Raw genomic sequence first — 25995 nt, 5'->3', positions numbered from 1 at the left:
AGGACCGATCATGAGCCAATCCGAAGCGCTCGAATTCTTTCACGAAATCGATATCAGCGACCCGAACAGGCCGAACCGCCTGTGCGTCTGCATCAGCGACGTGCATTTCACCGACGGCACGGTGGGCGTGCAAAGCCGCGACGACTGGGACGATTTCTTCGGTGAGATCACTCTCCTGTGCGAAGACCGAGGAATCGAGGAACTGGTGTTCGTCCTGGATGGCGACGTGGTGGACATGATCCGCACCAAGCACTGGGCGGAGCGAGGAGTCTACCCCTGGGAACGCGATCATCCGGAATTTCCCGCCATTGTCAAAACGATCATGCAAGGGATCGTCGACCAGCACGACGGGCATGCCGGCGGGCATTGCAAGTTTTTCCGAATGCTCCAGGAATTGCCGGCCACGCTCACGGCCAAAGGCGTCAAAAAGGTCGACGTCCTGGTGCTGCTCGGCAATCACGACAAGGAAATCCTGTCCGCGCCCGATGCGCTCAAGCTCTTTTACGAAGAATGCCTGGGCTGGACGCTGAAAGACATTCCGGCAGACTATCGACTGAAGGTCGGACGGATGTACGGCGACGAAAACCTGTTCAAGAGTCCCGACAGCGCCCCCTGGTTTCCGTTCTACTATGCGGACCTCGGCTTCCGCCTGTTCGTCACCCACGGCCAGTGGCGCGATGGGGACAATTGCCGCGCCCTTCCGGAATGGTCCATCGAGAACGGCTGGCAGATCGAGACCTGGCGGCAACTCCGCTATCGGCCGTTCACCGATCCCTGCTTCGGCGATACGGTCGCGGCGGGCGTTCTGTCCGGGTTCATCTGGAAAGCGAAGCAAGCCTTGGCCGAGGAGGACAGGAAACGCATAGCACGGGCGGAAGCGAAAAGCCTCGGGGTGACCCGTTTGGAACAAGTCCTCGACGAACTCGATCTTTACCGGCCGAGCTATGCGGCGGTTTCACGCATCATCGAAGAAACCCGGAAGCTCAAGGAGCGGCCCGACCTCGCCGGCACCATAGAAAAGCTCCTGCAAGACTCGGTATCCGAGTGGCTGAGCTGGGACTTCACCTATGAAAGCTCCCCCCGGAAACGGCGCATCGGCCTGAAATTTCTGCGCTGGTGGCTAGGTGTCGCGAGCAAGCTGCACCGCACGCTCGAACTCAAGGCGATCGAATGGTTCATGAAAATACTCGCCTGGTTCCGCAGCCACCACCGGGAAGAGGCGGTCACTTTCGAAGAGATGAAGAAATTCCCGGCTTTCCTGCCCGAAAATCGAATCTACGGATTCCACATCCACGGCGAAGGCCACACCCATAATCCCCTGGAAGAAGAACCGGATGTCGACAAGGGCCGAAACTATACCTACATCAATTTCGGCACCTGGCGCGACCAGGTCGTGGAAAAGAACGCCGGACATTGGCTCCTCAAGCTCCTGAGAAGAACCAAACCCAGCTACCGCCGCCGCAGCGTCGGCCGCGCCCTGTTCGTCCTCGACCTCAAACCCGCCCCCGGCGACGACAAAAGGATTTTCGGCTATTGGGTCGACGACAACCTGACCTGGAGCGACAAGCTGGATTGGAAGTGAATCATTCGGCGGAAGGGGCATCCAGGCGCTCCCTGGATGCCCGTTTGCGATTGGAAGGGGCGCTTCGGCGCTCCCGAAGCGACCGTTTGCGATTGGAATACGCGGGTAGGCTATTCCGCCTTACTAAACATAGTTTCGCGACGTTTTATGCTTACAGTGATGATTTGACTTTACCTGAGTAATCGTGGCTCCCGTATTACATAATCAGGGATCAGTCTTCTGTATATCACCTTGGAACCGCGTGATATACAGGTCCAATTATTCACTTGTTAGCGGTCAAATATGTTCAGTCACGACGACATAATCAATCGCATCATTCCATATCGGCTACAGGCCGTAGATGCAGCAAATATCGCTGTCCGCCTTCGAAGCTCCTGGGATGCACCAAAGTCCATGAAGATCTACTTCGATGAAAAGCTCAGGATAACGGGTAACTCGAATGCATTCACAAATCCTGTGCTTGAAGCGGGTCTCATTCATTGTCGTGCACTTTTGGACTTTCTTGGCCTGAAAGCAGATCCTAGAGACTCGACAAAGCTCATCTGCCGAGATCCTAAAAAGACCAAGAAAGACGATGTGGTAATTGAGCACTTCTCCAATTCAAACGGACCATTGCCAATGGTTACGCCGCAAGAGGCAATATCTCGGTATCAAGGAGGGCAATCTGAAGCAGAAGCAGCACTTGCAGGGATTCTACACACGGCAAACAAGGGCCTCGCGCATATCACCTCAGGGTTGGTCTTGTCCGCGACAGATATGTCCCACCTTGAGATCGCGAGTGGGGGCGTTTGGGCGCTCGTTGTAAGCCACTTTTACACGCCACTCGGTCTATTGCCGCCAGAATCTATCGTCACGGAGGTCAAGCCGTGACCGCTAATAAATCGTTCCAGGCGACGCCGAAAAGCGGCGCGCCTGAACTCCGTCGTTGGGTGTAAGCAATCTATGACCGAAATCTTGCCCATAGATTACGCAGTAGTTGCAGTTGGTCGTACCGAACAAGAGCAATTCCCTTTGATTTTGGTTTTTGGGAGGGAAAACAATGGATCAGCAGAAATTATTCCAGGAATCAGCCTCTATGATGAAACTGTGTCATCGGGGTCCGCGTTTTGGAATCGAGCATATGGCTTCATTCAAAGATTAACTGATTGGAAGGGGCATTTTCGGCAGAGTTGCGTTGAGGCCGAAATGTCTCCGATTCTTTTTACAAACGCACTACCCAAACCGATCCCTAATGCTCTACAAAATAAAGATTCGTTAAGGGCGGCTGTACAAGAAAATGAAATCCTGTCTCATGTATCCGGAATATTTGGATTGAATGTGGCAAGTAGAGTCGGCGCTGTGATTTTTTCTACAGGTAAGAGTGCTGTATACGAATTTTCGAGAACCGAGGTAAAAAAGGCTTGCTCGGCAAAAAACATCCCATTCATTGAGGCGCCATATTTTGCTACTCAGGGCCTTCCAAACGCAGTCCTTGATCAGTCTATTGAGTATAAGGATTCGGCAATAATCAGAAGCATCGTCAATGAATTCAGAGCATACACCCAACAAGTCGCTCCAGCCGACGTCGGCTGAGCTTTAACGTTAGGCACGTCTCCAACCATGAACGCTGTTTACCCACAAAGGCCAGACGCACACCAGCCCGCGTAGGGCGCATTAGCTTTAGCGTAATGCGCCGAATGGGTTTCAAACCCGCTCGCCCACATCCATATCGGATTCCGGCCCACCCGCCCAATTTAACGGATACACACCTCGTTCGACGTACCGGTGAAACGTCGAATACGGCCGCTCCGACACGCATTGGACATAACCGTGTTTCACCGGATTGATGTGGCAATAATCCACATGAGCCGAATAATCCTCCTCGTCGCGGATGGCGTGTTCCCAAAACCGGCGTTGCCATATCCCACGTTCGCCACGGGCAACGCGAACCTTTGAGCGCCGTTCGGTCGATGGCAAGGCTTTGGAGAAGCCTTGTTTGATCAATCGCCATCGATTGGTGAAATCGTCATCGCCGGGTGGCAGCGTCCACACGCCGTGCAGGTGATCCGGCAAGACTACCCAGGCGTCGATATGGAATGGCCATTTGATTCGAACCGCCCGTATCACAGATCGAAGCAGGTCGATGTGCCGGACGAGCCAATCATTCGGGTAACGTTCGAGCAGATTGACGGTGAGGAAATAGGTTCCACCGGGTACACGATAACGTCGATAATCAGGCATCGGGATTCATCATCCGAAAAGCCAATAACCCAGGGAACAATAGCAGACCGTGGGAACATCGGATTTACGATGGCTTTTCCAATCATCGCTTCTGCGGCGCAATAGGCGGGACCGCTATTGCGCCCTACTCGCCGGCGTTTGAGACACAACGGAGAACGGGCTGTACGCCACGCCACACTTGACTTTTCGCCATTCCGGGTTGCCTTATCTTTTTCCAATCGGCACAATGTAAAACCCGACGATTCCGGGGGCTACTCGATTTACTCGCCCGCCATCCTCGTCTCACGCCTCGCAAGAAGCCGCTTAGCCCCGCTTTCGTCTGCACTGCTATGCCACAGAATATGCGCCAGAATGCACTCAATCCAGGCTATCGCCTGCAGTGGTTTTCCATAGAACAAGTTCTGGGTCAGGGCAACTTCGGAATCACCTATCTCGCCCACGACTCCATTCTTGAGCGTCACGTTGCCATCAAAGAATATCTCCCGGTAAAGCTTGCCGTTCGAGACGGCGCCGCTTTGATCCGGCCGGCCACGGAGGATTGCGGCGAGCAGTATCTCGCGGGACTGGAGCTTTTCATCAACGAGGCGCGCATGCTGGCGAAGGTGGAGCATCCCAACATCGTCCGGGTGCTCAACGTTTTCGTCGCCAATAATTCCGCCTACATGGTGATGAGCTACGAGGAGGGCGAAAGCCTGCACGCCGTCCTCGAGCGCCGCAGGACCCTGGAGCAAGGCGAACTCCTCAGGTTCTTGATCCCTATCCTGAATGGCCTGGAGAAAATACATAACGCCGGCTTTATCCATTGCGACATCACGCCGGCCAATATCTTGCTCCGGAAGGACGGGAGTCCCGTGCTGCTGGACTTCGGGTCTGCGCGTCAGTCGCTGGGAGAAAAAACACAGGCCCTCCCCAGCATGCTTTCCCCCGGCTACGCCGCCATTGAACAGTACTATGGGAAAGGCGATCAGCTGGGGCCATGGACCGATATCTACGGCCTTGGTGCGACGCTCTATCGGAGCATCGCGGGCATTGCCCCGCCCGATGCGCTCGAACGCAGCCAAAGCATCATCTTGGCCTCGAAAGAAATTTTCGTTTCCGCCAAACAGGTCGGCGGACCTCGCTACAGCGAAGGCTTGCTTCGCGCGGTCGACCACGCCCTGAGCTTGAATCCGCCTAAGCGCCCGCAGAGTATCGCCGCATGGCGGCGGGAATTTTCCCTGGCGCCGGAGCTTCCCGTCGAAGATGCGCCTGCGCCTAAGCAGCCGGAGGTGAAAGCCGAAACCGTGGCCGCCAACCCGGCCGATGCGCCGGCGCGCCGGCCGACATCCGATGCCGCTCGCTCGCGCATTCCGGCCATCTCGGCAATCGTGCTGATCGTCGCCGCCGGACTCGTTTGGCTGAGTCGCGGCCTATTCTCGGAGCACGAGCAAGCAACCGCATCGTCGGACGCCGAGCAAACCGTTCGCGAAAACGATCCGGCCGGTATTGATCAATCCGCGGAAACCGCGCCGCAAGAAATCGCTCCGGCCACTCCGCCTTCGCCGCCCGAAGGATCGGCCGTCGAAAAAAATGCCGGTGCCCAAGCGGGCTCCGAGCAGCACGCGGCTGAGATCGACGCGCTGTTCGAGCTATTGGCTCGGGCCGGCGAGGACATCAGGGCGGGCCGCCTCATCAGCCCCAAAGACAACAATGCCCTCGCCAAATATCGCTCGGTGCTCGCGTTAGATCCCAACCAGCCGCAGGCAAAGCAAGGCATCCAAGAAATCGTCGATCGGTTCGCCCAGCCGGCCCGCGAAGCCATGGACCGCCGGGACTGGAAGCTTGCGCAGACGCGTATCGACGAAGTCGCCATTGTTCTGCCGGAAGCCGAAAGCTTGCGCCAAGAGCTCGACACCCGCAGAGCCGAAGCCGAAAAGGGGCGTTCCAAAGCCAGTGCCGAACAAAAGTCCGCCGAGCAGACTGCGGCGATTTCTCCCGATCACAAGCAAGCCGCTCAATCGCCGAGTGCTCCAAAAACCCCTGAAGCACAGGGTGATGCCGAGATATCCGACGCGGAGGAAAGCGACCGGCGCAAGCAAGCCGCCGGCAGAACCGTCGGACGCGCATGGCGAGCCCTCAATCGAGAAGAATGGGATAAGGCGCAAGTCTATATCGATCAAGCCGCGGCGACGCTGGGCGATACCGAAGAGGTGCAAACCCTCAGGCGACAACTGATTTCGCGCAAAGCCCAGGCCGCCCAAGCAAAAGAGGCCACGGCGGAGGGTGCTCAGGCGACGAATGCAGGAGCAGCCGAACAACCGGCTCCGGTAGCGGATAAAACAGCGGTCAAGATCGAAAGCGCCAGGTCGACTCCACGCCAGGTCAACCCCGGCGAACGGGTGGAATTCATCACGACGTATGAGTTGACGCTTCCCGCCGGCACCCGTGATGCGGAAGTCGAACTCAGCTGGGCGCTGAAGGCGGGCGGCAGGCGAATCGGCCAGGAAGGCTCCGATTTCAAGCTGGCAAGAACCGGTACCAACACGGCCACGAATGAACTGACCGTCCCTTCGTATATGAAGTCCGGCACCTACACGGTCGAACATAGAGTGCGCGCCGGCGATAGCAGGGCCATCGCCAGGTCGCACTTTTCCGTCGTTCGCAAGCCTCGACAACGGTCGGACGAAGCCGCGCCAAGCGATGCCCAGCAAGGCGAGTAGGAGGGGCCGGCCGCCTGCCCTCTCGGTAAGAACATCCGAATCGAACAACAAAAGCCCCGCCCTTCACGCTATTTCCGTTCACGATCTCCGAAAAAGCGTCCGCCGCGGCCAGAACGACCTTCGGTCACTCGCTCACGGCCGCTTCGGGTCGCCGTCGTCAAACTCCGAAACTTGTCGGAAACTTGGGCACCCGTTCCCGCTCATATTGGAGGCAGGAGCCGTAACCGGCAATTCGGACCGCCCTGTTACAATCCTATAATTGTGATTCCGTGTTACGCCTTGAGGAGAAATAACGTTGCCGACTTTCGTCCCTGGACAGCGCTGGATTAGCGAGACCGAGCCCGAGCTGGGCTTGGGCATTGTGTTGAACGTCGAAAACAACCGTGTGACTCTGCTCTTTATCGCCAGCAGCGAACGCCGCACTTATGCGGTCGACAACTCGCCGTTGACGCGGGTGAGATTTTCCAAGGGCGATTCCATCGAAAGCGCGGACGGCTGGAAACTCAAGGTTACGGAAGTACGGGAAAAAAATGGCCTGATCACGTACGAAGGCGTGGCCGAGGACGGCACTTCGCGAACCCTGGACGAAGTCGATCTCAACCATTTTATGCAGTTCAACAAGCCTCAGGATCGGCTTTTCACCGGCCAACTCGACCCTTCCGGGCTGTTTCGATTGCGCTATGAAACGCTGCGAAGAATCGGCCAACTCGAGCAGTCTCCGGTGCGAGGCTTGTTCGGCGGGCGCACCAGCATCATTCCGCACCAGATATACATCGCCCACGAAGTCGCTCATCGCCAAGCTCCGCGCGTATTGCTGGCCGACGAGGTCGGGCTCGGCAAAACCATCGAAGCGGGATTGATCATCCACCATCAGCTATTGACCGGACGCGCCGAGCGCATCCTTATCATCGTGCCGGAGCCCTTGCTGCATCAATGGCTGGTGGAGATGCTGAGGCGCTTCAATTTGCGCTTCGCCCTGTTCGACGAGGAACGTTTCTGGCAAGTCGAAGACGGCAATCCCTTTCTGAGCGAACAACTGGTACTGTGCAGCCTCGATTTCTTCATGGACGACGAAGAACGCCAGGAAGCCGCGCTCGCCGCCGGGTGGGACATGTGCGTGGTCGACGAGGCGCACCACCTGCAATGGTCGGAACAGAAAGCCAGTCCGGAATACCAGTTTGTCGAGCAATTGGGCCGATCGGTGCCGAGCCTCCTGCTTTTGACGGCGACACCGGAGCAGCTCGGCAAGCGCAGCCATTTCGCCCGCTTGCGCCTGCTCGACCCCGACCGCTTCTACAGCTACGACCGGTTCCAGTTCGAGGAAATGCAGTACGAATCGCTGGCCGACGTGATCAACCATCTGCTGGACGATCCGGAGCTCGACCGGGAGACCCTGAGCCAACTGAAATCCCTCATCTCGCAGGATTTGGCGGACGATTTACTGGACCGGCTGGACGATCCGGAACGCACGGAGAATGCGCGCAGCGAGCTGATTCAGCTCCTTCTGGACCGCCACGGCACGGGCCGGGTCCTGTTCCGCAATACCCGGGCCACGGTCAAGGGTTTTCCCGGGCGGGAGCTGATCGCTCATCCCCTGCCGCTGCCCGAGGCCTACAGCCGGCTGCTGACCGAGACTCAACCCCAGATCGAGGACCTTCTGCACCCGGAAACCCTGTACGCCCGGTGTCGCAAGGATGACGCCGAGTGGTGGCGTCTGGACAGCCGGGTGGAGTGGCTGGTCGAAACCATAAAGAATCTCAAGTCGGCCAAGGTGCTGGTAATTTGCGCAAAAGCCAAAACCGCGACCGATTTGGAGGACGCGCTTCGAGTCCGGGGCGTGCGCGCGGCGGTTTTCCACGAACAGATGAGCATCGTCGCCCGCGACCGGGCAGCGGCGTGGTTCGCCGATACCGAGAACGGCGCTCAGGCGCTGGTATGCTCGGAAATCGGCAGCGAAGGACGAAATTTTCAATTCGCCCATCATCTGGTGATGTTCGATTTGCCGCTCAACCCCGATCTGCTGGAGCAGCGAATCGGCCGCCTCGACCGCATTGGGCAGTCCGAAACCATTCGCATACACGTCGCGTATTTCGAGCGCAGTGCTCAAAGCGTCTTGTTCCGCTGGTATAACGAGGGACTGAATGCGTTCAGCCAGCCCAGCCCGGCGGGACTTCCCGTGTTCGGCCGACTCGGAGGACAGCTTGTCGCCTTGTTGCAGGCGCCCGATCCCGAAGGCGAAATGAAACTGGTCGAGCGGGCTCGGAAGCTGGCCGATGCGATCCAGGAGGAATTGCATCAGGGCCGTGATCGGCTTCTGGAACTGAACTCGTGCCGCAGGGACGCCGCGGAGCGGCTGGTCCGGCTCATCGAAGAAACGGATCGCGAAAACGATCTCTGGCCTTATTTGGAAGATGTGTTCGACGCTTACGGGGTTGCCGTCGAGGAACATTCGGATCATTGCCACATCCTCAGGCCCGGCGAGCACATGCGCACCCAGTTCCCGGAATTGCCCGAAGACGGCGTGACGGTCACGCTGGACCGGAGTATCGGTCTGGCGCGAGAGGACATGCTGTTCCTGACTTGGGAGCACCCGATGGTTCGGGGCGCCATGGACCTCATCCTCAACAGCGAGCACGGCAACGCCGCGCTGAGTCTGGTCCGGAACCCCGAACTGGAGGCCGGACAACTGCTGCTCGAAACCGTCTATCTGGTCGAATGCACCGCACCGAAGCGCTTGCAGATCGGCCGATTCTTTCCGCCCACGGTGCTGCGCTTCCTGTTCGACCAGGACGGCAACGATCTCAGTGTCCTACCCTTCGAAAGTCTTGCCGAACAGCCCCAGCAGTTCGATCGCGAACACGCGCTGGGACTGGTTAAAAGCCGACAAAAGCTCATCAATCGGTTAATCCAGAATGCCGAAAAGAAGGCGCGAGCGCAGATGCCCGGCGTCATCGGCGAAAGTGCAAAAAGAATGCTCGATACGATGACGACCGAGCTCAAGCGCCTTGCAGCCCTGCGGCGGGTCAATCCGAACGTGCGCCAGGAAGAGCTGGATCAGCTCAAAGAATACGCCATCGAGATGAACAATTGCATCCAAGGAGCGCATTTGCGCTTGGATTCCGTACGCCTTCTGATCACGGTCTGAGGGCTTCGGCCGGATGCGCCGCTAATCAACGGAAAAAGCCTCCGCATTCGGCCTTCGCTCGGACCGAAACGTTCCATCGCGACAAGCACTTGCACGAAAATCCCGGCTGATGCCTGCTATGGGATATCGGTGAAATTTCGCCATTCGCTGCCATACTTCTAAAGCCCCATCCCTTTTCAATTCCAGGACAGGTTTATGATCGAAGATCTCAAAGGCAGCGAATCGTGGCGCATGTTCAGAATCATCAGCGAGTTCACCGAAGGCTTCGACAAGCTTTCCGACATTCGCTTTGCCGTATCGATTTTCGGCTCCACCCGGATCAAGCCGAGCAGCCCGTACTATCAGGCCGCACAAACCGTGGCCGAGGTTCTCGCGAGCCACGGCTACGCGATCATCAGCGGCGGCGGACTGGGCATCATGGAGGCTGCCAATAAAGGCGCCCGTCTCAAGAAAGCGCGCTCGATCGGACTCAACATCGCCGGCGAAGAGAAATCGAATTCTTATCAAAACCTCAGGCTGGAATTTCGCTACTTTTTCGTGCGTAAACTCATGTTCGTGAAACATTCCATGGGCTATGTCTGCTTTCCCGGCGGATTCAATACCCTGGACGAACTGTTCGAAGCGCTCACTCTGATGCAAACGCACAAAATCCATCCCGTGCCTTTGATTTTGTTCGGTTCGGATTATTGGAAAGGACTGATCGATTGGATCAATAACACGGTCCTCGCCAATCAACTGGTCGACAAAGCCGATTTGACCCAAATCTCGATTACTGACGATCCCCTGGAAGTCGTCGACATCATGAACAAGCACCGCGAATGGAAGCTCAAAAAGATTGTCGAGGCGACATCCGCCGCGTCTCCGGAAAGCTGACGCCAGCGTCGTTATCGCTCTTGCCGGTCATTTGTTTGCGCCCGAAAGAAATAGACCGAAACACCTGTTTTGCCGCTAACGACCTAAGCGTGGAACTGTCAACGGCGTTATCGCCGGAAATACGCCAAGGGGCAATTTTACGCGTCCTGCCCGCCCAGCCGCATAACCGTCGCCCGGACCGCAGCAGTACATGCGCAGTTGCTGAAATACCGCTAGCCCGCACCTCTTAGGCCCCATCGCCCGACGACGGTTTCCCGACGCCTGAACTGTGTTATGCTGGCGCGGCCAGTCCGCGCCCGTCTCGGCGAGACATTTAAGACCGAACCTTTGTCTCACTAAAAAAATTACAGAGGACCCACGCATGGAAAAACCGTTCATCTTGCATATGTTCACCCCCGAAAAGAATCTCAGCCCGTTCGACGTCAATATGGCTTTGGACGCCGGCTGGATTTCCGCCATTCCGTACCTCCATATCGAACTGGGCGAAGTCACCGCCCTCGTGCAAGATGCGATTTTCTCCAGAAGTCCGAGCGGCGTGAAACGAACCGGCATTTTCATCGGCGGAAGAGATGTAAAAATGGCCATGGACATGCTCCGCACCGCTCAGAAGTCCATGGTTCCGCCCTTCGTGATCTCCGTGTTTGCAGACCCTAGCGGCGCCTTCACCACGGCCGCAGCCATGGTCGCCATGGCGGAGCGGGAACTGGAAAAGCGCCATCAAACCAACTTGCAGGGCAAGAATGTACTCGCTTTGGGAGGCACGGGTCCGGTCGGACAGATTGCCGCGGTGTTGGCCGCCAAGGCCGGAGCCAACGTAAAAATCATCGGCCGCCAGCTGGAAAGAGCCCAGAAGATCGCGGAACTATGCAATGCCGAATTCGGTAACGGTCAAACCGATATTCAAGGCGATGCAGACGCCAACAAACCGGAGCTGATCAAAACCGCCGATGTGGTATTTGCTACCGCCGCAGCCGGAATTGAAGTGCTGAGCGCGGAATTGGTCGCCTCTGCTCCGCAACTCAAAGTCGCCGCCGATGTCAATGCGGTTCCGCCGTCCGGAATCGCCGGTCTCGGCCCTCACCACAAGGGCACGGAAATTGAGGGTTCCCGTAGCGGCGCCGTCGGCGTTGGAGCCTTGGCTATCGGTAACGTGAAATACCAAACCCAGCACAAACTGCTGAATATAATGCGCTTTCAGTTGCGACAATCGGATAAGCCGGTTTTCCTAGATTATAACGATGCTTTCGAAGTGGCTCGGGAATACGCAAAGAAGCTTTAAAGCGTCAAAGCAGAAATTCATTAATATGCTATTTCTTACTATGGATTCAATGGCCACATACTGAGTGGCCATTATCCGGTTGGTAATTAATTATTCGACCATCCGATGGCTAGGGACAATTATCGGGTTCGAGGGTATTTAATTATCCATATAAAAACAATAGTTAACTGGATCAGCCAAGAGGAGCATAATAATGAATAATACCGCCGAAGCCATTAAAATCACGGATGCCGATAATGATCGATTGCTCAAGGAAATGGTGGACAAAAGCTATACACGATGCCGACTAACCGGGACCTTTATAGATGACTTTTATAATGCCTTTATCGCAACATCGCCCAGAATTGCGGAAAAATTTCGGAAAGCCGACTGGGAAGCTCAGAGGCGTTTGCTGGATCACGGCATCAGGCATTTGATTCTGTTTTTTCACGAGCCTAGCCCCGTCACGGCGGAAAAGATGATTCAGCTCGGTGAATCCCATTCCAGAAGCAGACTTAATATAGAACCTGATCTTTATGATTTTTGGGTTTCTGCCCTGATATCGACCGTCGCCGAAAGCGATCCAAAATTCAATCCCGAACTCGAAGCAGCCTGGAAAACGGTTGTCGAGCGCGGCATTGCCGTCATGAAATCCATGCATGACGACTAAGCTACCTAAGACCAAGTATCTTTATTACTGACGTAGAGAAGCCAACACATGTCCAAACGCAGTGTTTTATACATGCTCGATCCGATGCCCCATAACAGCCCGTTCGATATCAATATGGCGGTCGATGCGGATTTCGACATGATTATTCCGCTCAACAACGTAAAGCTCGAGGAAATCAACGGCCTTACGCAAGACGCCATCTTTTCGCGCGGACCGGAAGGCGTAAAAAGAACGGGCATGTTTATCGGCGGACGCGATATCGGTTTGGCCGTGAGTATGTTGGAAGCTACCCAAAAGGCCATGGTGCCGCCCTTCCAGTTTTCCGTCCTGGCCGACCCCAGCGGAGGTTTTACCACGGCGGCGGCTTTAGTCGCAGTGGCTGAAAAACAACTCAAGGAGAAACACGGCATGGAGCTGAAAGGGTGCAATGCCGTGGTGTTCGGCGGCACCGGCCCGGTAGGCATAGCTACCGGGGTTATTGCCGCTTTGTGCGGAGCGGAAACGACGATCATCGATCACGCGTCGCTCGACAATGCACTGGAAAAGGCCGATACCTACGGGCGCCTGTTCCAAACTCGCCTGGAAGGCACATGTGCGGCATCCGAGGCCGACAAGGCCCACTTGCTTCACAAGGCGGATGTCGTGTTCTGCACGGCCAAGGCCGGAGTGCAGGTTCTAAAAGCCAGCGCCCTGGCGGAAGCGAACCAACTCAAGGTTGCGGCGGATGTGAACGCGGTTCCGCCATTGGGTATCGAGGGCGTCAAGCGGACCGATTTGGGCACTCCGCTCAAGCATGCAGTCAACTCTCCGGGTGCCGTCGGCATCGGTGCATTGGCGGTCGGCGATTACAAGTACAAGCTGCAACAGCATTTGCTCCGCTCGCTCCTGACCCAGGAAGAGCCCGTTTTTTACGATTTCCGCGAGGCATTCAAAATCGCCCGGACCATGGTCTGACGCGTCGGCTCCGCCGCTTTCCCGAAGTCGAGCAAACCGCCACAAGGGATGCCAATCGGCATCCCTTTTCTAAGCCGACATTCGAAAGTTATCGAAGCTTGTCCGACGTTCCTTTAGAGCGCGTTCATCTCGCTCATACGGCATAACGGGCTTGGCGGAAGTCGTTGGCGCTTTCGGCTAGGGTAAATCGACTCAAGTATTTGTAGGTCGGCAATCCTTTGCCGACGAACCCGTTGCCCTAACGGCGGCGTCGGGAAGGGCGGCTTCGGCGCTCCAATCGCAAACGGTCATCCCAGGAGCGCTGGGATGACCCTTCCAATCGCAAACGGCCTAGCCGGGAGCGCCGGCCAGCCCCTTCCCGAAGACGCCGTTTGCGATTGGAAGAGTCGCGACTATAGCGACGTTTGCGATTGGGAAGGGATTCCCGACCTACTCGCGAGTTCCCGTACGGTAGAGTAGATATGAAAATGCTTTAGTTTTTCCAAACCCGGCGACCGAAACCGCAGCAAAAGGGCTTCCGGGAAGTCCCGAGCCTGGGAGGGTGGATGAACCCCGCTGCGTTTACCGCGGTCTATTCGATATAGGGCCATCCGCCCCCGACCTAGATTATTTACCTCGCGCCGAGCAATTCTCCAAAACGCATGAAAATCTATAACCTCTTCCCGCGGCTCGCGGGTCCTTTGAATCGTTGGAAGCCGCATCTGGAAAGAGCGGCGGATATGGGATTCAACTGGATCTTCGTCAATCCCGTCCAGAAGCTCGGACGATCCCGCAGCCTTTATTCCATCAAGGACTATTTTCAAATCGATCCGTGGTTGCTGAATGCCCGCTCTTCCAAATCGCCGGAAGAACAACTGCGCGAGATCGCAAGTCAAGCCGAAAGCCTGGGGCTCGGCATGATCGTCGATTTGGTCATCAATCATTGTGCCTATGATTCGGCTTTGCTCAAGCAGCATCCGGAGTGGTTCGTCAAACAAGGCAGGCGCATCGCCCACCCGTTCTGTATGCATGAAGGAGAAAAGGTCGTCTGGCGCGATCTCGCGCAATTCGATCATCAGCATACGTCCGATCCGGAAGGTCTGTACCGTTACTGCCGCGAAATCGTCGAATACCTGGTCGGCCTGGGCTTTAAGGGACTGCGCTGCGATGCGGCTTACCAGTTACCCAGCCGTTTCTGGGCACGGCTCATCGAAGAAACCAAACGGGCGCACCCCGAAACCGTATTCCTGGCCGAGACCTTGGGCTGTAGTGCCGATCAAACCCGGGAAACCGCGCAAGCCGGTTTCGACTTTATCTTCAACAGCTCGAAATGGTGGGATTTTTCCGGCTCCTGGCTGATGGATCAATACCGGCTCACACGTGAAATCGTACCGTCCGTCAGTTTCCCCGAAAGCCACGATACGGCGCGCGCATTCGCGGAGTTCCAGCAGAATGTCGATGCGGTCAAACAGCGCTATTTCTTCTCGGCGCTGTTTTCCGCCGGTGTGATGATACCCATGGGATTCGAATTCGGCTTCCGAAAGCCGCTCCACGTCGTCGATACCACGCCTGATGACTGGGAAAAAACGGATATCGATTTGACCGGCTACATCAAACAGATCAATGGAATCAAGAGTCGGCATCAGATATTCGATGAGGAGAGCGCCACGCAAGTGCTCGACCATTCCAATCCGGAAATCTTGCTGATGCGAAAAACCGCCAGCCGGAAGCGTAGCGAGGCATTGATCATTATGAACAAGGACGCTTGGAATCGGCAGAATTTCTTCTCCGACAATCTGTACCATCTTGTTCAAAGCGAACCGCCGCTGTTCGATGTCTCGCCGGAATGGCCCCTGGATTACTTGCCGACGCCTTTCCAGTTCGAGCTGACACCGGGAATGGGACGGGTCCTGGTAACGCAGTGACGCTCTCTGCCCGCATCGAAAGTGCAACCAAAGTAACGCAAAATGCGGGCTGACCGGTGGAGAGGCCGATCTTCGGCAATCATTCCATCCAATAATCCGTGGCCGTCATCACCCCGATTTCGCGACGCACAGGCCACCCGAGTAAATAGGCTAACTCCTAACTTGAGCCGACATGGCGTTTTTTTCGAAACCCTGGATCGCTTAAACTAGCCTTGTCGAGTTCATGTTAGGCAACCGGACGCAACCTCATGACCCAAAAGACCCCGCCTCAAGATAAGAAAGTAAACGCTTCCGAGTCCCAAAAAGGAAAACCCGGAAAAGCCATGGAGAAGCCCGCGACAAAGGAAAAATCCCAAGCCAAGGCCACTCGATCCAAAGCTGCAAACGCGCGTTCGCCGTCGGAGACCTCCGTTGTTCGCGCGAAGCCTTCTACGAGGTCCAAGACTCCGGCATCCGAGAAAGCAGTTCGCCACGAGCCGGAGAAAGAAACCGTTTCCCTCGCGGCAGCCATGGCGCCGGCCGAAAAAATCGCGCCCAAAGCTTCAGGGAAAAAGCCGGAAAAAGCCGAACCGGAAGTGAAGCTGGTTAGCGCGAAGCTCGGTCGGGCGGATCAAAAGAAGCCGGTCGGACTCGCTTCAGCCGAATCTCCCGCGAAAGTTACGGAAGCTGAGGCATGGTCACGACATTCAAAGAAATCAGAGGACTCTGACGAAATACCGCCCGCTCCGATTTCTGCCGCCGATTCGCTGTCAGCACCTGAGCCGATAGCCCCCGAACGCCTAGAGACTGCGGAGCTATTGCCCTCAGAGACAGCTAGTGCAATTCCGGCTCCGACGCCGACGCCAGAAGAGTTCCGTCCCTTGGAGAAAATGCCCCCGCCCGAACCGGAATCCGTGCCGGTGGAACCGGAACCGCGATCAGCGTCGCAGGCTCAGCTCGCGCCTGAACCCGAACCGATGCCACACCAGCCTGTTTCAGCGATTCCGTCGATGTTTATCGTTCAGATCACGCCCGAGCTCGCGCCCGTCGCCAAAGTCGGCGGCCTCGCCGATGTCGTGTTCGGACTCGGCAACGAACTGGAAATCCGCGGCAATCACGTCGAAATCATACTGCCCAAATACGATTGCCTACGTTACGACCATATCTGGGGCCTGTGCGAAACCTACAAAGACTTGTGGGTGCCCTGGTACGGCGGCGCCATTCATTGCACCGTCTATTTCGGATTCGTGCATGGCCGCAAGTGCTTCTTCATCGAGCCGCATTCCAGCGACAATTTCTTCAACCGCGGCTGCATTTACGGCTTCAACGACGACGTTCTGCGCTTCGCGTTCTTCACGCGGGCGGCCATGGAGTTTCTCTGGAAATCCGGCAAGAATCCCGACATCATTCATTGCCATGACTGGCAGACGGCGCTGGCGCCGGTGTTTCTGTTCGAGATCTATAAATTCCTCGGCATGACCCACCCGCGGGTGTGCTTCACCATCCACAATTTCAAGCACCAGGGAGTCACCGGCGCGCAAGTGCTCCACGCGACCGGCCTCAACCGGCCCGAATACTATTTCCATTACGACCGGCTGCGGGACAATTTCAATCCCCATGCGATCAATCTGATGAAAGCCGGCGTGGTCTATTCCAACTTCGTGACGACCGTTTCCCCGCGCCATGCCAACGAAGCCAAGGACCAGGGCCAGGGTTTCGGCCTTGAACCCACGCTGCATATCCACCACGTAAAATACGGCGGCGTCGTCAACGGCATCGATTACAACGTGTGGAATCCGGAAATCGACCATCATATCGCGCAGCGCTACGGCGTCGACAACATCGAGGAAAAATACAAGAACAAGAAGGCGCTGCGAGACCGCCTGATGATCGCCGACAACGAAAAACCGATCGTCGCCTTCGTCGGCCGGCTGGACCCCCAGAAAGGGCTGGAACTCATCCGCCACGCCATTTTTTATACGTTGCACCGGCGCGGCCAGTTCGTGCTGCTGGGCTCCAGTCCGGACGGACAGATCAACAGCTATTTCTGGAGCCTGAAACACCAACTGAACGATAACCCGGATTGTCACATCGAAATCGGCTTCAACGAGGAACTGTCGCATCTCATCTACGCCGGCGCGGATATCATGCTGGTGCCGAGCCAGTTCGAACCCTGCGGTCTCACCCAGCTGATCGCCATGCGCTACGGCACCGTGCCCGTGGTGCGGGAAGTCGGCGGCCTGGCGGACACGGTATTCGACAAGGATTATTCGTACAAACCGCTGAACGAGCGCAACGGCTATGTGTTCAGGGATTACGATTACAGCGGGCTGGAATCGGCGCTCGGACGGGCGTTGAGCTGTTACTACGACTATCCCGATCACTTCCGGGAACTGATGAAGAACGCCATGCGCTACGATTTCTCGTGGAAGAATCCGGGACAGGATTACCTCAATATCTACGACCTCATCCGCGAGAAATAAGACTCGCTCGGCAAGACCCGGACGATTATTAACCCGGCCTATAAATATAGGCCGGGTTAATCCGGGGCAGGGTTTTCTTAGCGCGGCGACAAGCCGCGTGAGCCCAGGCCGGGCGTGTACCGGCCTGGGCGGCGGCCCGAAATACCAGGAGGGTATTTACGGGCCTGATTAATAACTCAAGATCGCGAAAGCTCGAGCGGCTTGATCAATACCTTGGAGGCGCGTTGGAGGCTATAAGATGCCCGACGCGCCTCGGGCAAATCGGCAGTGTTCGCCGGTTCGAAACCGCGTTCCCGGAACCAGTGCGCCGTTTGAGTGGTTAGCGCGAATAGCCGATTCAGATGCAGGGTGCGGGCCTTCGCCTCCAGATATTCGAGCAAACGCTCGCCCCGCTTTTCGCCGCGGTAGTCGTCATGGAGCGCGAGGCAGGCCAATTCTCCCATCCGTTCTTCCCGGAACACATGCAACGCGGCGCAGCCGATAATCAGTCCGTCCCGCTCGATCACCACGAAATCGTGGATATCGGTTTCCAGCCGTTCGCGGGAGCGCGGCACCAGTACGCCGGCTTGCTCGAGCGGCGCGATAAGATCGAGTACCCCCGCAACGTCCTGAACCTTCGCCGGGCGCATGGTTTCGAACGGCGTTCGGCTAATCAGCGTTCCGATACCGTCTCGGGTGAACAATTCGAGCAGTACTCCGCCATCGATGTGGCGATCGAGCAAGTGAGCGCGCTGTACACCTTCGCGACACGCCCTGACCGCAGCTTTGAGGTGCGGAATAACCTCCTTGTTCGCTAAGGCGCTTTCGTCTTTCAGCAATTCCTCGGCCTCGCCGGTGGTAAGCTGCCGAATCAGCTTCCCGTCGGAACTGGAGATGCAGTCTTGTTCCGTCAACAGCAGCAGCTTGTCGGCCCTGAGGGCGATGGCGGCCGATGTTGCGACCTGTTCGGCATTGAGGTTGAACACCTCGCCGGTGGGCGAGTAACCGATCGCGGAGAGCAACACGATATCGCCCCGGTCCAGTGCTCCGCGAATCCCGTCGACATCGATGCGCCTCACTTCTCCGGTGTTCTGGAAATCCACGCCATCCCGAACGCCCACCGGCTTTGCCGCGACGAAATTGCCCGAGGCTACCCGGATACGCACACCGGCCATCGGCGAATTGGCTAGGCCTTGCGACAACAATGCCTCGATTTCCACCCGAACCGTTCCCGCAGCCTCCTTGACGCATTCGAGCGCCGTTTTATCGGTGATGCGAAGCTCTTGATGATAATTCGCCTCGACGCCACGGAATCTCAGACGGGCGTCGATTTGGGGGCGAATCCCGTGCACCAGAACCAGGCGCACACCCAGTCCGTTGAGCATGGCGAAATCGTGGATCGCGTTCGGGAATCCGCTATCGGCAACGGCTTCCCCGCCGAACGACACGACGAAGGTTTTTCCCCTATGAGCATGGATGTAGGGCGAAGAATCGCGAAACCAGCGAACGAAAACGTCGGGAGAAGTCGATGAAGGCATTTTCCGCTCAAGCCTCGGGCCGGATGCAAAACCGTTCGATCAAACGGCTCAGGATATCGGTTCCTGCACGGATATGAGTCATCGGAAGATACTCGTCGGGTTGATGGGCCTGTTCGATATGGCCCGGCCCCATGACGACGGTTTGCAGCCCGAGCCGTTTCAGAAACGGGGCCTCGGTGCCAAACGCGACGGCACCGGAATCGTAGCCGCTCAATTCCTCGCAACACCGGACGATTTCCCCGTTGGCATCGCTCTCGAACGGCGGCAATCCCTCGAACATGCGGCGGATTTCGAGGGAAAGCCCATTGGCTTGGGCCAATACCGGCTCCAGCCGTTTTACCAGCTTCTCGTGCAAATCCTCGAGCTCCATTCCCGGCAACGGGCGAATGTCGATCTGGGTTTCGCAGTGCGCGCAAATGCGGTTGGGATTGTCTCCGCCGTGGATAGAACCGAGATTCAGCGTCGGATAATCCACTTTGAACGCCGGATTGCGGTGCCGAGCCCTGAGCTCGGCACGGAAAGCCAGCAATTCCGACAGTACGGCGTGCATGCCATCGATCGCGTTCGCGCCCAAGGAGGGATCGCTCGAATGCCCGGCCTTTCCCCTCACCACGATGGATTCGAGCATGACGCCCTTGTGCATGCGGATCGGCTTGAGACCGGTAGGCTCCCCAATGACGGCGTAACGCCCGAGTTTCACATTGTCCGCTACCAGGGATTTCACTCCCGACATCGAACTTTCTTCGTCGGCGGTCGCGAGAATGACCAAAGGATGTCGAAAGTCCTTGGCTTCGAAGCGGTTTGCCGCCTCCAAGGCCAGCGCAAAGAAGGATTTCATGTCGGCGCTGCCGAGGCCATAAATACGACCATCCTTTTCCACGGCCTTGAAAGGGTCCGAAGACCATAATTCGGGATCGCAAGGAACTGTATCGGTATGGCCTGACAGGACTAGTCCGGTGGGATCCTCGCGACTGCCCAGGGTTGCGATCAGATTGGCTTTGCGATCGCCGATAGCACGGATTTCGACAGAAAAGCCCAGTCCGCCCAGCCACTCCGCCAAAAGATGGATGACCGCAAGATTGCTTTGGTCATAATGGGGATCGGTGCAACTGACCGAGGGGCGCTCGATGAGCGCCCCGATCATTTCGAGCGTTTCCGGAATGGCCCGGTTCACGGCCTTAGATGTCCTCCAGATTCATATCGGTTACCGCGCCTTGGGAGGCGGACGATACCAGCTTGGCGTACTTGGCGAGCACCCCTTTGGTATAACGCGGCTTGGGCTGGCGCCACTCCGCGAGCCGCGAGCGTATTTCGTCCTCGCCGAGGTGCAATGTGATTTCGCGCCTTTCGGCGTCGATGGTAATGGTGTCGCCGTTACGAACGATCGCCAGAGGGCCGCCCGCATAGGCCTCGGGCGTAATGTGACCGACGACGAAACCGTGGGTGCCGCCGGAAAACCGTCCGTCGGTGATGAGCGCCACATCCTTGGCCAAGCCTTTGCCCATGACGGCGGAAGTAGGCGAAAGCATTTCGCGCATGCCGGGACCGCCCTTGGGTCCTTCGTAGCGTATGACGATGGCATCGCCTTTCTGGACCGTCCCATCGAGAATCGCCTTCAGGGCCAATTCTTCGCAATCGAATACCCGCGCCCGTCCGGTGAAGGACAACCCTTCCTTTCCGGTAATCTTGGCGACGGCGCCCTCGGGTGCGAGATTGCCTTTCAGAACCACCAAATGGCTGTCTTTTTTGATCGGGCTGCCAAGAGAACGTATGATCTCCTGCCCATCGGGGTAAGGCCGCACATCGGCCAAGTTTTCGGCGAGCGTCCTGCCGGTGACGGTGAGACAGTCGCCATGCAGAAGCCCCGCGTCCAGCAACATCTTCATCAAAGGTAAGATGCCGCCGATTTCGATCAGTTCCGCCATGGCGTAGCGTCCGCTCGGCTTGAGATCGGCCAGCATGGGTACTTTCTCGCCGATGCGGGTGAAATCGTCCAGCGTCAGATCGACGCCGCAGGCGTTGGCCATGGCCAAGAGGTGCAACACCGCGTTGGTGGACCCGCCCAACGCGATGACGACCGTAATGGCGTTCTCGAAAGCCGGTTTGCTCATGATGTCGCGGGGGCGGATGCCGAGTTCCAGGAGCTTGAGCACCTGCTGGCCGGCCCTTGCGCAATCCGATTGTTTATCCGGCGAAACAGCCGCCTGGGCGGAGCTGCCGGGAAGACTCATGCCCAGCGCCTCGATGGCCGAAGCCATGGTGTTGGCGGTGTACATGCCGCCGCACGAGCCCGCGCCGGGAATCGCCTTGGCTTCGATCTCCTTCAATTGCGCGTCGTCGATCTTGTCATTGGCGCGGGCACCGACCGCCTCGAATACGGACACAACGTCGAGCTTCTTATCGCCAAGACAGCCGGGCAGAATGGTGCCGCCGTAGACGAATACCGCGGGACGGTTGAGGCGCGCCAGCGCGATCAGGCAACCCGGCATATTCTTGTCGCAGCCGCCTATGGCCACGACACCGTCGAAGCCCTGACAGCCTACGACCGTCTCGATGGAATCGGCGATGACTTCTCGGGACACCAGCGAGTACTTCATGCCCTCCGTGCCCATCGAGATGCCGTCCGAAATGGTGATGGTATTGAAGATCACGGCCTTGCCGCCGCTTTGATCCACACCGCGGGCTGCGTCGTCCGCCAGACGGTTGATGTGCATATTGCACGGCGTCACCATGCTCCAGGTGGACGCGATGCCGATCTGGGGCTTTTTGAAATCGTCATCCGAAAAACCGACCGCGTGCAGCATGGCCCGGCTCGGCGCCCGTTCCATGCCGTCGACGACCTGGGATGAAAAGGAACGGGTTTCTTTATCGCTCATCAGTAATCTCCAACAACAGGACTTAGCCGATTTACGGCTTGTAACACAGTAACAAATCGACTGGCGGCTTAGAGGCCATTATGAACTTTCAAGGATGATCCGAAGAATCGAGCATTCGGCGCAAACGTGGGTAGTCTCGACAGGTTTGCCTGCTTCTGTAATTCAATCCGTTAAGCCGAAATCATTACAGGCGCTAGAACGAACCCCAAGCACTTTTCTTGCGCCAGCTCATGCGCGGCAGGACCACTCCGAGCACGATGCCCCCGAAAAGCACTCCGGCGCCGATCATAAACCAATCTTGACGATGATCCTCATCCAAAGCCTGCTTCTCCCGGCGAATCGTATCCAATTCCCGTTCAAGCTTGATAACGCTTTCCCGCAGCATATCGCGCTCGGCCTGGATTTGGAGAACATTGGCAGAGGCCTGACGTATCGCCATCAGTTCGGTGTTCAGGCGGGTAGTCTCTGCTTGAAGTTGTTGGGCTGTCTTATCGGTACTTTGTTTCCCTGATGTTACGGTAGACAGTTCACTTTTCAGCCGTTTGTTTTCTTCCAATGCTGTCTCGAGTTTTTTGGTCATTTCGTCCAGCTGGTTGATAGCGATTGGCTGATCAGAAAGATACCGACTGAGTATCCATCCCTCCTCACCGCTGTCCAACCGCACGAAGGAATAACCCGTCTGGGGATTTTTCTCGAGCACGTTAACCGCCGTGCCCGAAGGCACCATTCTTACAATCTTGTGTTGTAAGCTCTGACCCCGGCGCAACTGAACTTCCAATCTGTCGGTGACATAGGCCTTCTCGGCGGCGTAAATCGTGACAGGGGCAGAAAGAATAAGTACGAAGAGAATCGTTGTTAACGTATTTTTTTGCATCAGCAGAGCCACTTAACGTTCTAGCAATAGTTAAAGGGTGAGATTTGATTTCTCGCCACGACCGACCCTAGCATGAAAAGCCACAGCGCAGAAGAATTCTCTCGGGCAACATTCGGGCCGGCCCGTATCGCTCTCGCCCGGGCAACGCACATTCCGGCACCGAGAAAGTGTCGCGCTTTTTTTTACCCGCTCGGTTGCGACACTACATTCCCTTGAGCAGGATCTCGGCTTTTTCCCGTTCAGCAAAATTTTTCTTCTCCTTCAACAGGCGCTCCAGTTCCTTGCGTGCCTCGTCTTTCCGCCCAGACTTAGCCAAAGCCTCAGCCAAATGAATACGAATCTGCGCCACATGGGGTGCATGCACGGCAGCGTCCTGCAGTAAATTCAGGCCTTCTTTCTGTTTTCCGTTCTGGACGAAAATCCACCCGACCGTATCCATGACTTCCGGACGATTCTCGGATGCCGGGAGCAATTTTTCGGCTAAAGGCAAAGCCTTGTCGCTGCCCAATTCTTGATACAACCAGGCCAGGTTATTTTGGACGAGCGAGTTTTCCGGCTTCAGGCTTTGAGCTTTTTCGTAAGCCTCCACGGCTTCTTTCCGTCTCCCGGCCTCCTGATAAGCCATAGCTAGCATCATCCAGGACTCGACGTCGTCTTGGGACGATTGCAGCCAATGAGTCAGCCCGTCAAACGCCTCGGTATCCTGCCCCAAAGCATGGCGCGTCTGAAACAACCGCCGCGCCAAGGCCGAGTTCGGAGCCAATTGGAAAGCCTTTTCATAAGACGCGAGCGCTTCCTTGAACAGCTTCTGAGCGAACCGAATGTCGCCATCCATTTGGAAGCCCACAGCTAACTTCGGGTGCTTGGCCTTGATATCTTCCGCTATTTTTAATGCTTCTCGGTAATTCTTGTCCTGAAGGTTGAACTCCGCTTTAGCTAAGAGGGCCGGCATATAATCGGGAGCTTGCTTCAAAACACTTTCCCATTCGACCCTAGCCGCTTGCTTTTCGCCCTTTTTATACAGGACTTGGGCCAATTGATGGCGATATTCCGGATTCCCCGGAACCTTGCTCACCAATTTCTTAAACGTGGCGATGGCACTTGCTCCCTGGTCGTTGGCCGATTGAGCCAAGCCCAGACTTTGAAGCGCCAATGGGTGATCGGGATTATTGGCTTCGGCATCGCGAGCAACCTCCAACGCCTGCAAAGGCTTACCCTGTGCCAGGAAGTATCGGGACAGCAACACCGACGGCTGCAACACCTTTGGATTTCTTTCGCGGGCCTCCTTGAGATGTTTCTCCATATTTTGATAGTCCTTACGCATTTCGGCGATCTGAGCCAGACCGATGAGCGCCGCCAAGTTTTTCGGGTCGCGTTGGAGAATCTGTTGATAACGTTGGGACGCGGCATCATGGTTGTTGCCCCTGAGTTCAAGCTTCGCCAAATTAAGCGCGGCGGTAGCATAATCGGGATTGAGCTTCAATGCCGCCGTCCAGTGCTCGCGCGCCTTATCCGTATCGCCCTTGGACATATAGGCGGTGCCAAGCAAATTATCCGGCATTGGGTCGCCCGGCATCTTGCTCATCAGTTTTCGTGCCGCCTCGATCGCTTCATCCGGCTTCTTCTGCTGGATCAAGGCTAGGACCAACATGACGTCCGCTTGCAACAGGTTTTGATCCAGGTCGACGGCGGATTTGAGATCGACCACGGCCTGTTCCATTTGCCCGGACGCGATACGCCCTAGGGCCAACTGCGCTTTGACCGCCGCTACGTCGGGAGCGAGTTCGGAGGCTCGATCCAGATACTCCGTAGCTGAGTCGTATTGTTTGCCCTGGAGGTAAGCGCTGCCGAGAAGAGCGAGAAACTGTGGATCGTTGGATGCCTGATCCTCGACTCCCTTCAATAGTTCGATGGCGTCATGGGCGCGTCCCAATTTCATCCGTGTCGCGGCCAGCAGCTTTGCCGCAGGCAGATGCTTTGGAACGGCTCCGAGAAATTGAGAAAGATTGTTCTCCGCGGACTCGTATTTCCCCTGTTGGTAAGCGATCGTGCCCAAAAGCAGCCTGCTGGGCGGATGATTCGGAAGCGCGTTGGTTACTTTGACGAGGGCGTCTTCGGCCTCTTGAAATTCCTTCTTCTGAAAGGCTATGACCGCATGAAGATACAGCGCCAACGGCACATCTCCCGCCGCTTTTCGAACCGCATCGACATCTTTTTGCGCATCGTCCGCCTTACCCGAGGCGAGATAAACCGTAGCCCGCCCGAGCCGTGCCCGTATGTCGAAAGGCTGGACCTCAAGCGCCCTGGTGAAGGCATCGGCCGCCCCGGTCAGGTCGCCATCCAGCCGCTTGGTTTCTCCCAAAATAATCCATCCGCTTACATTCTTGGGATCCTTGACAATGGACTGATTGGCGTATTCGATCGCCTTCTTGTACTGTTTTTGCTGCACCTCAAGCATGGCAAGTCCCAACAAGGCGTCGCTCGCCGTCGAGTCGAACTTCAGGGCTGCATCGAAGCTTTCCTTTGCCTGCTCCGGCTCGCGCAGGGCGATTTGAGCCAAACCACGAATGCCGTACACTTGAGCGCGAATCGTACCGGTCAAATCGTCTTCCGGCTTGATTTGGTCCAGAACGGCTTTCGGCTTGTCCTGCAACAGATAGGCCCGCGCCAGGGGAATGATCCACTTTTCTTTTGACGCCCCCAAGTCTCGGGCTTTTTCCAACTCTTTAACCGCCGACGGGCCATCAGCCAACTTGAGATACGACTCCCCGATCAATATGCGCGCGTCGGCATTTTCCGGGTCGCTCTGCAGCAAGTTTTTCAGCTGAATGACCGCCGCCTTAATCTCACCCTTTTGGATGTAATCCTGAGCCTGCTTGAGCAGGTCCACTTCGGCTCTCGCCCAGTCGTGACCGATGACCGACGTTAGCAGGATAAGCGCCTGAAGCGTGCGGGCCATAT

General features: G+C 56.7%; 17 protein-coding genes. 11 read left to right on the top strand and 6 right to left on the bottom strand.

The features are described from left to right. The first annotated feature begins 10 nt into the window (after positions 1 to 10). From ACR2R1_RS20150 to ACR2R1_RS20140, 3 genes are all read left to right on the top strand, one after another. Positions 11 to 1582: a hypothetical protein gene (locus ACR2R1_RS20150; RefSeq protein WP_434111658.1), complete on the top strand. Its 1572-nt coding sequence runs from the start codon at positions 11 to 13 to the stop codon at positions 1580 to 1582. Positions 1583 to 1975: 393 nt separating this feature from the next. Next, positions 1976 to 2452 (top strand): hypothetical protein, encoded by a 477-nt coding sequence (locus ACR2R1_RS20145; RefSeq protein ID WP_434111656.1) that lies wholly within the window; start codon positions 1976 to 1978, stop codon positions 2450 to 2452. 72 nt (positions 2453 to 2524) lie between these two features. Beyond that, complete coding sequence (locus ACR2R1_RS20140; RefSeq protein ID WP_434111654.1) at positions 2525 to 3154, top strand: hypothetical protein; 630 nt, start codon at positions 2525 to 2527, stop codon at positions 3152 to 3154. A gap of 111 nt (positions 3155 to 3265) precedes the next feature. On the opposite strand, the gene ACR2R1_RS20135 is transcribed toward ACR2R1_RS20140, so the two are convergent. Then, positions 3266 to 3802 carry an REP-associated tyrosine transposase gene (locus ACR2R1_RS20135; protein ID WP_434111652.1) on the bottom strand — a complete coding sequence of 179 codons (537 nt, stop codon included), beginning with the start codon at positions 3800 to 3802 and terminating at the stop codon, positions 3266 to 3268. 341 nt (positions 3803 to 4143) lie between these two features. Between ACR2R1_RS20135 and ACR2R1_RS20130 the strand changes: the two genes are divergently transcribed. The 8 genes from ACR2R1_RS20130 to ACR2R1_RS20095 all read left to right on the top strand — a co-directional run bounded on the left by ACR2R1_RS20130 (position 4144) and on the right by ACR2R1_RS20095 (position 17767). Then, positions 4144 to 6501 carry a protein kinase domain-containing protein gene (locus ACR2R1_RS20130; RefSeq protein WP_434111650.1) on the top strand — a complete coding sequence of 786 codons (2358 nt, stop codon included), beginning with the start codon at positions 4144 to 4146 and terminating at the stop codon, positions 6499 to 6501. A 295-nt stretch (positions 6502 to 6796) separates the two neighbouring features. Continuing rightward, a complete protein-coding gene (gene rapA / locus ACR2R1_RS20125) occupies positions 6797 to 9646 on the top strand; it encodes an RNA polymerase-associated protein RapA (RefSeq protein ID WP_434111648.1) in 2850 nt (949 codons plus the stop codon). A gap of 195 nt (positions 9647 to 9841) precedes the next feature. After that, positions 9842 to 10519: a TIGR00730 family Rossman fold protein gene (locus tag ACR2R1_RS20120; RefSeq protein ID WP_077730405.1), complete on the top strand. Its 678-nt coding sequence runs from the start codon at positions 9842 to 9844 to the stop codon at positions 10517 to 10519. Positions 10520 to 10880: 361 nt separating this feature from the next. Then, positions 10881 to 11798: an NAD(P)-dependent methylenetetrahydromethanopterin dehydrogenase gene (locus ACR2R1_RS20115; RefSeq protein ID WP_434111646.1), complete on the top strand. Its 918-nt coding sequence runs from the start codon at positions 10881 to 10883 to the stop codon at positions 11796 to 11798. Between the two features lie 193 nt (positions 11799 to 11991). Further along, a complete protein-coding gene (locus ACR2R1_RS20110; protein WP_077730403.1) occupies positions 11992 to 12447 on the top strand; it encodes a globin in 456 nt (151 codons plus the stop codon). 48 nt (positions 12448 to 12495) lie between these two features. Then, positions 12496 to 13401, top strand: coding sequence for an NAD(P)-dependent methylenetetrahydromethanopterin dehydrogenase (locus ACR2R1_RS20105; protein ID WP_077730402.1), 906 nt, complete (start codon positions 12496 to 12498; stop codon positions 13399 to 13401). 641 nt (positions 13402 to 14042) lie between these two features. After that, positions 14043 to 15305, top strand: coding sequence for an alpha-amylase family glycosyl hydrolase (locus ACR2R1_RS20100; RefSeq protein WP_156879636.1), 1263 nt, complete (start codon positions 14043 to 14045; stop codon positions 15303 to 15305). A gap of 989 nt (positions 15306 to 16294) precedes the next feature. Continuing rightward, positions 16295 to 17767 (top strand): glycogen synthase, encoded by a 1473-nt coding sequence (locus ACR2R1_RS20095; protein WP_240502513.1) that lies wholly within the window; start codon positions 16295 to 16297, stop codon positions 17765 to 17767. A 176-nt stretch (positions 17768 to 17943) separates the two neighbouring features. On the opposite strand, the gene argA is transcribed toward ACR2R1_RS20095, so the two are convergent. The 5 genes from argA to prsT form a co-directional block, all read right to left on the bottom strand. After that, positions 17944 to 19284 (bottom strand): amino-acid N-acetyltransferase, encoded by a 1341-nt coding sequence (gene argA, locus ACR2R1_RS20090; RefSeq protein WP_434111643.1) that lies wholly within the window; start codon positions 19282 to 19284, stop codon positions 17944 to 17946. A gap of 7 nt (positions 19285 to 19291) precedes the next feature. Beyond that, positions 19292 to 20458, bottom strand: a complete 1167-nt coding sequence (gene argE / locus ACR2R1_RS20085; RefSeq protein ID WP_086134977.1) for an acetylornithine deacetylase — start codon at positions 20456 to 20458, stop codon at positions 19292 to 19294. A gap of 4 nt (positions 20459 to 20462) precedes the next feature. Next, complete coding sequence (gene ilvD / locus ACR2R1_RS20080; protein ID WP_086134978.1) at positions 20463 to 22160, bottom strand: dihydroxy-acid dehydratase; 1698 nt, start codon at positions 22158 to 22160, stop codon at positions 20463 to 20465. Positions 22161 to 22353: 193 nt separating this feature from the next. After that, positions 22354 to 23046, bottom strand: coding sequence for a TIGR04211 family SH3 domain-containing protein (locus ACR2R1_RS20075; RefSeq protein ID WP_133716720.1), 693 nt, complete (start codon positions 23044 to 23046; stop codon positions 22354 to 22356). Between the two features lie 190 nt (positions 23047 to 23236). Continuing rightward, on the bottom strand, positions 23237 to 25993 hold the full coding sequence (gene prsT, locus ACR2R1_RS20070; protein ID WP_077730395.1) for an XrtA/PEP-CTERM system TPR-repeat protein PrsT: 2757 nt from the start codon (positions 25991 to 25993) through the stop codon (positions 23237 to 23239). Positions 25994 to 25995 lie beyond the last annotated feature (2 nt).

Source organism: Methylocaldum sp. GT1TLB (genome assembly GCF_051027445.1).
Lineage (GTDB): Bacteria > Pseudomonadota > Gammaproteobacteria > Methylococcales > Methylococcaceae > Methylocaldum.
This window is presented reverse-complemented; position numbering and strand designations above follow the sequence as displayed.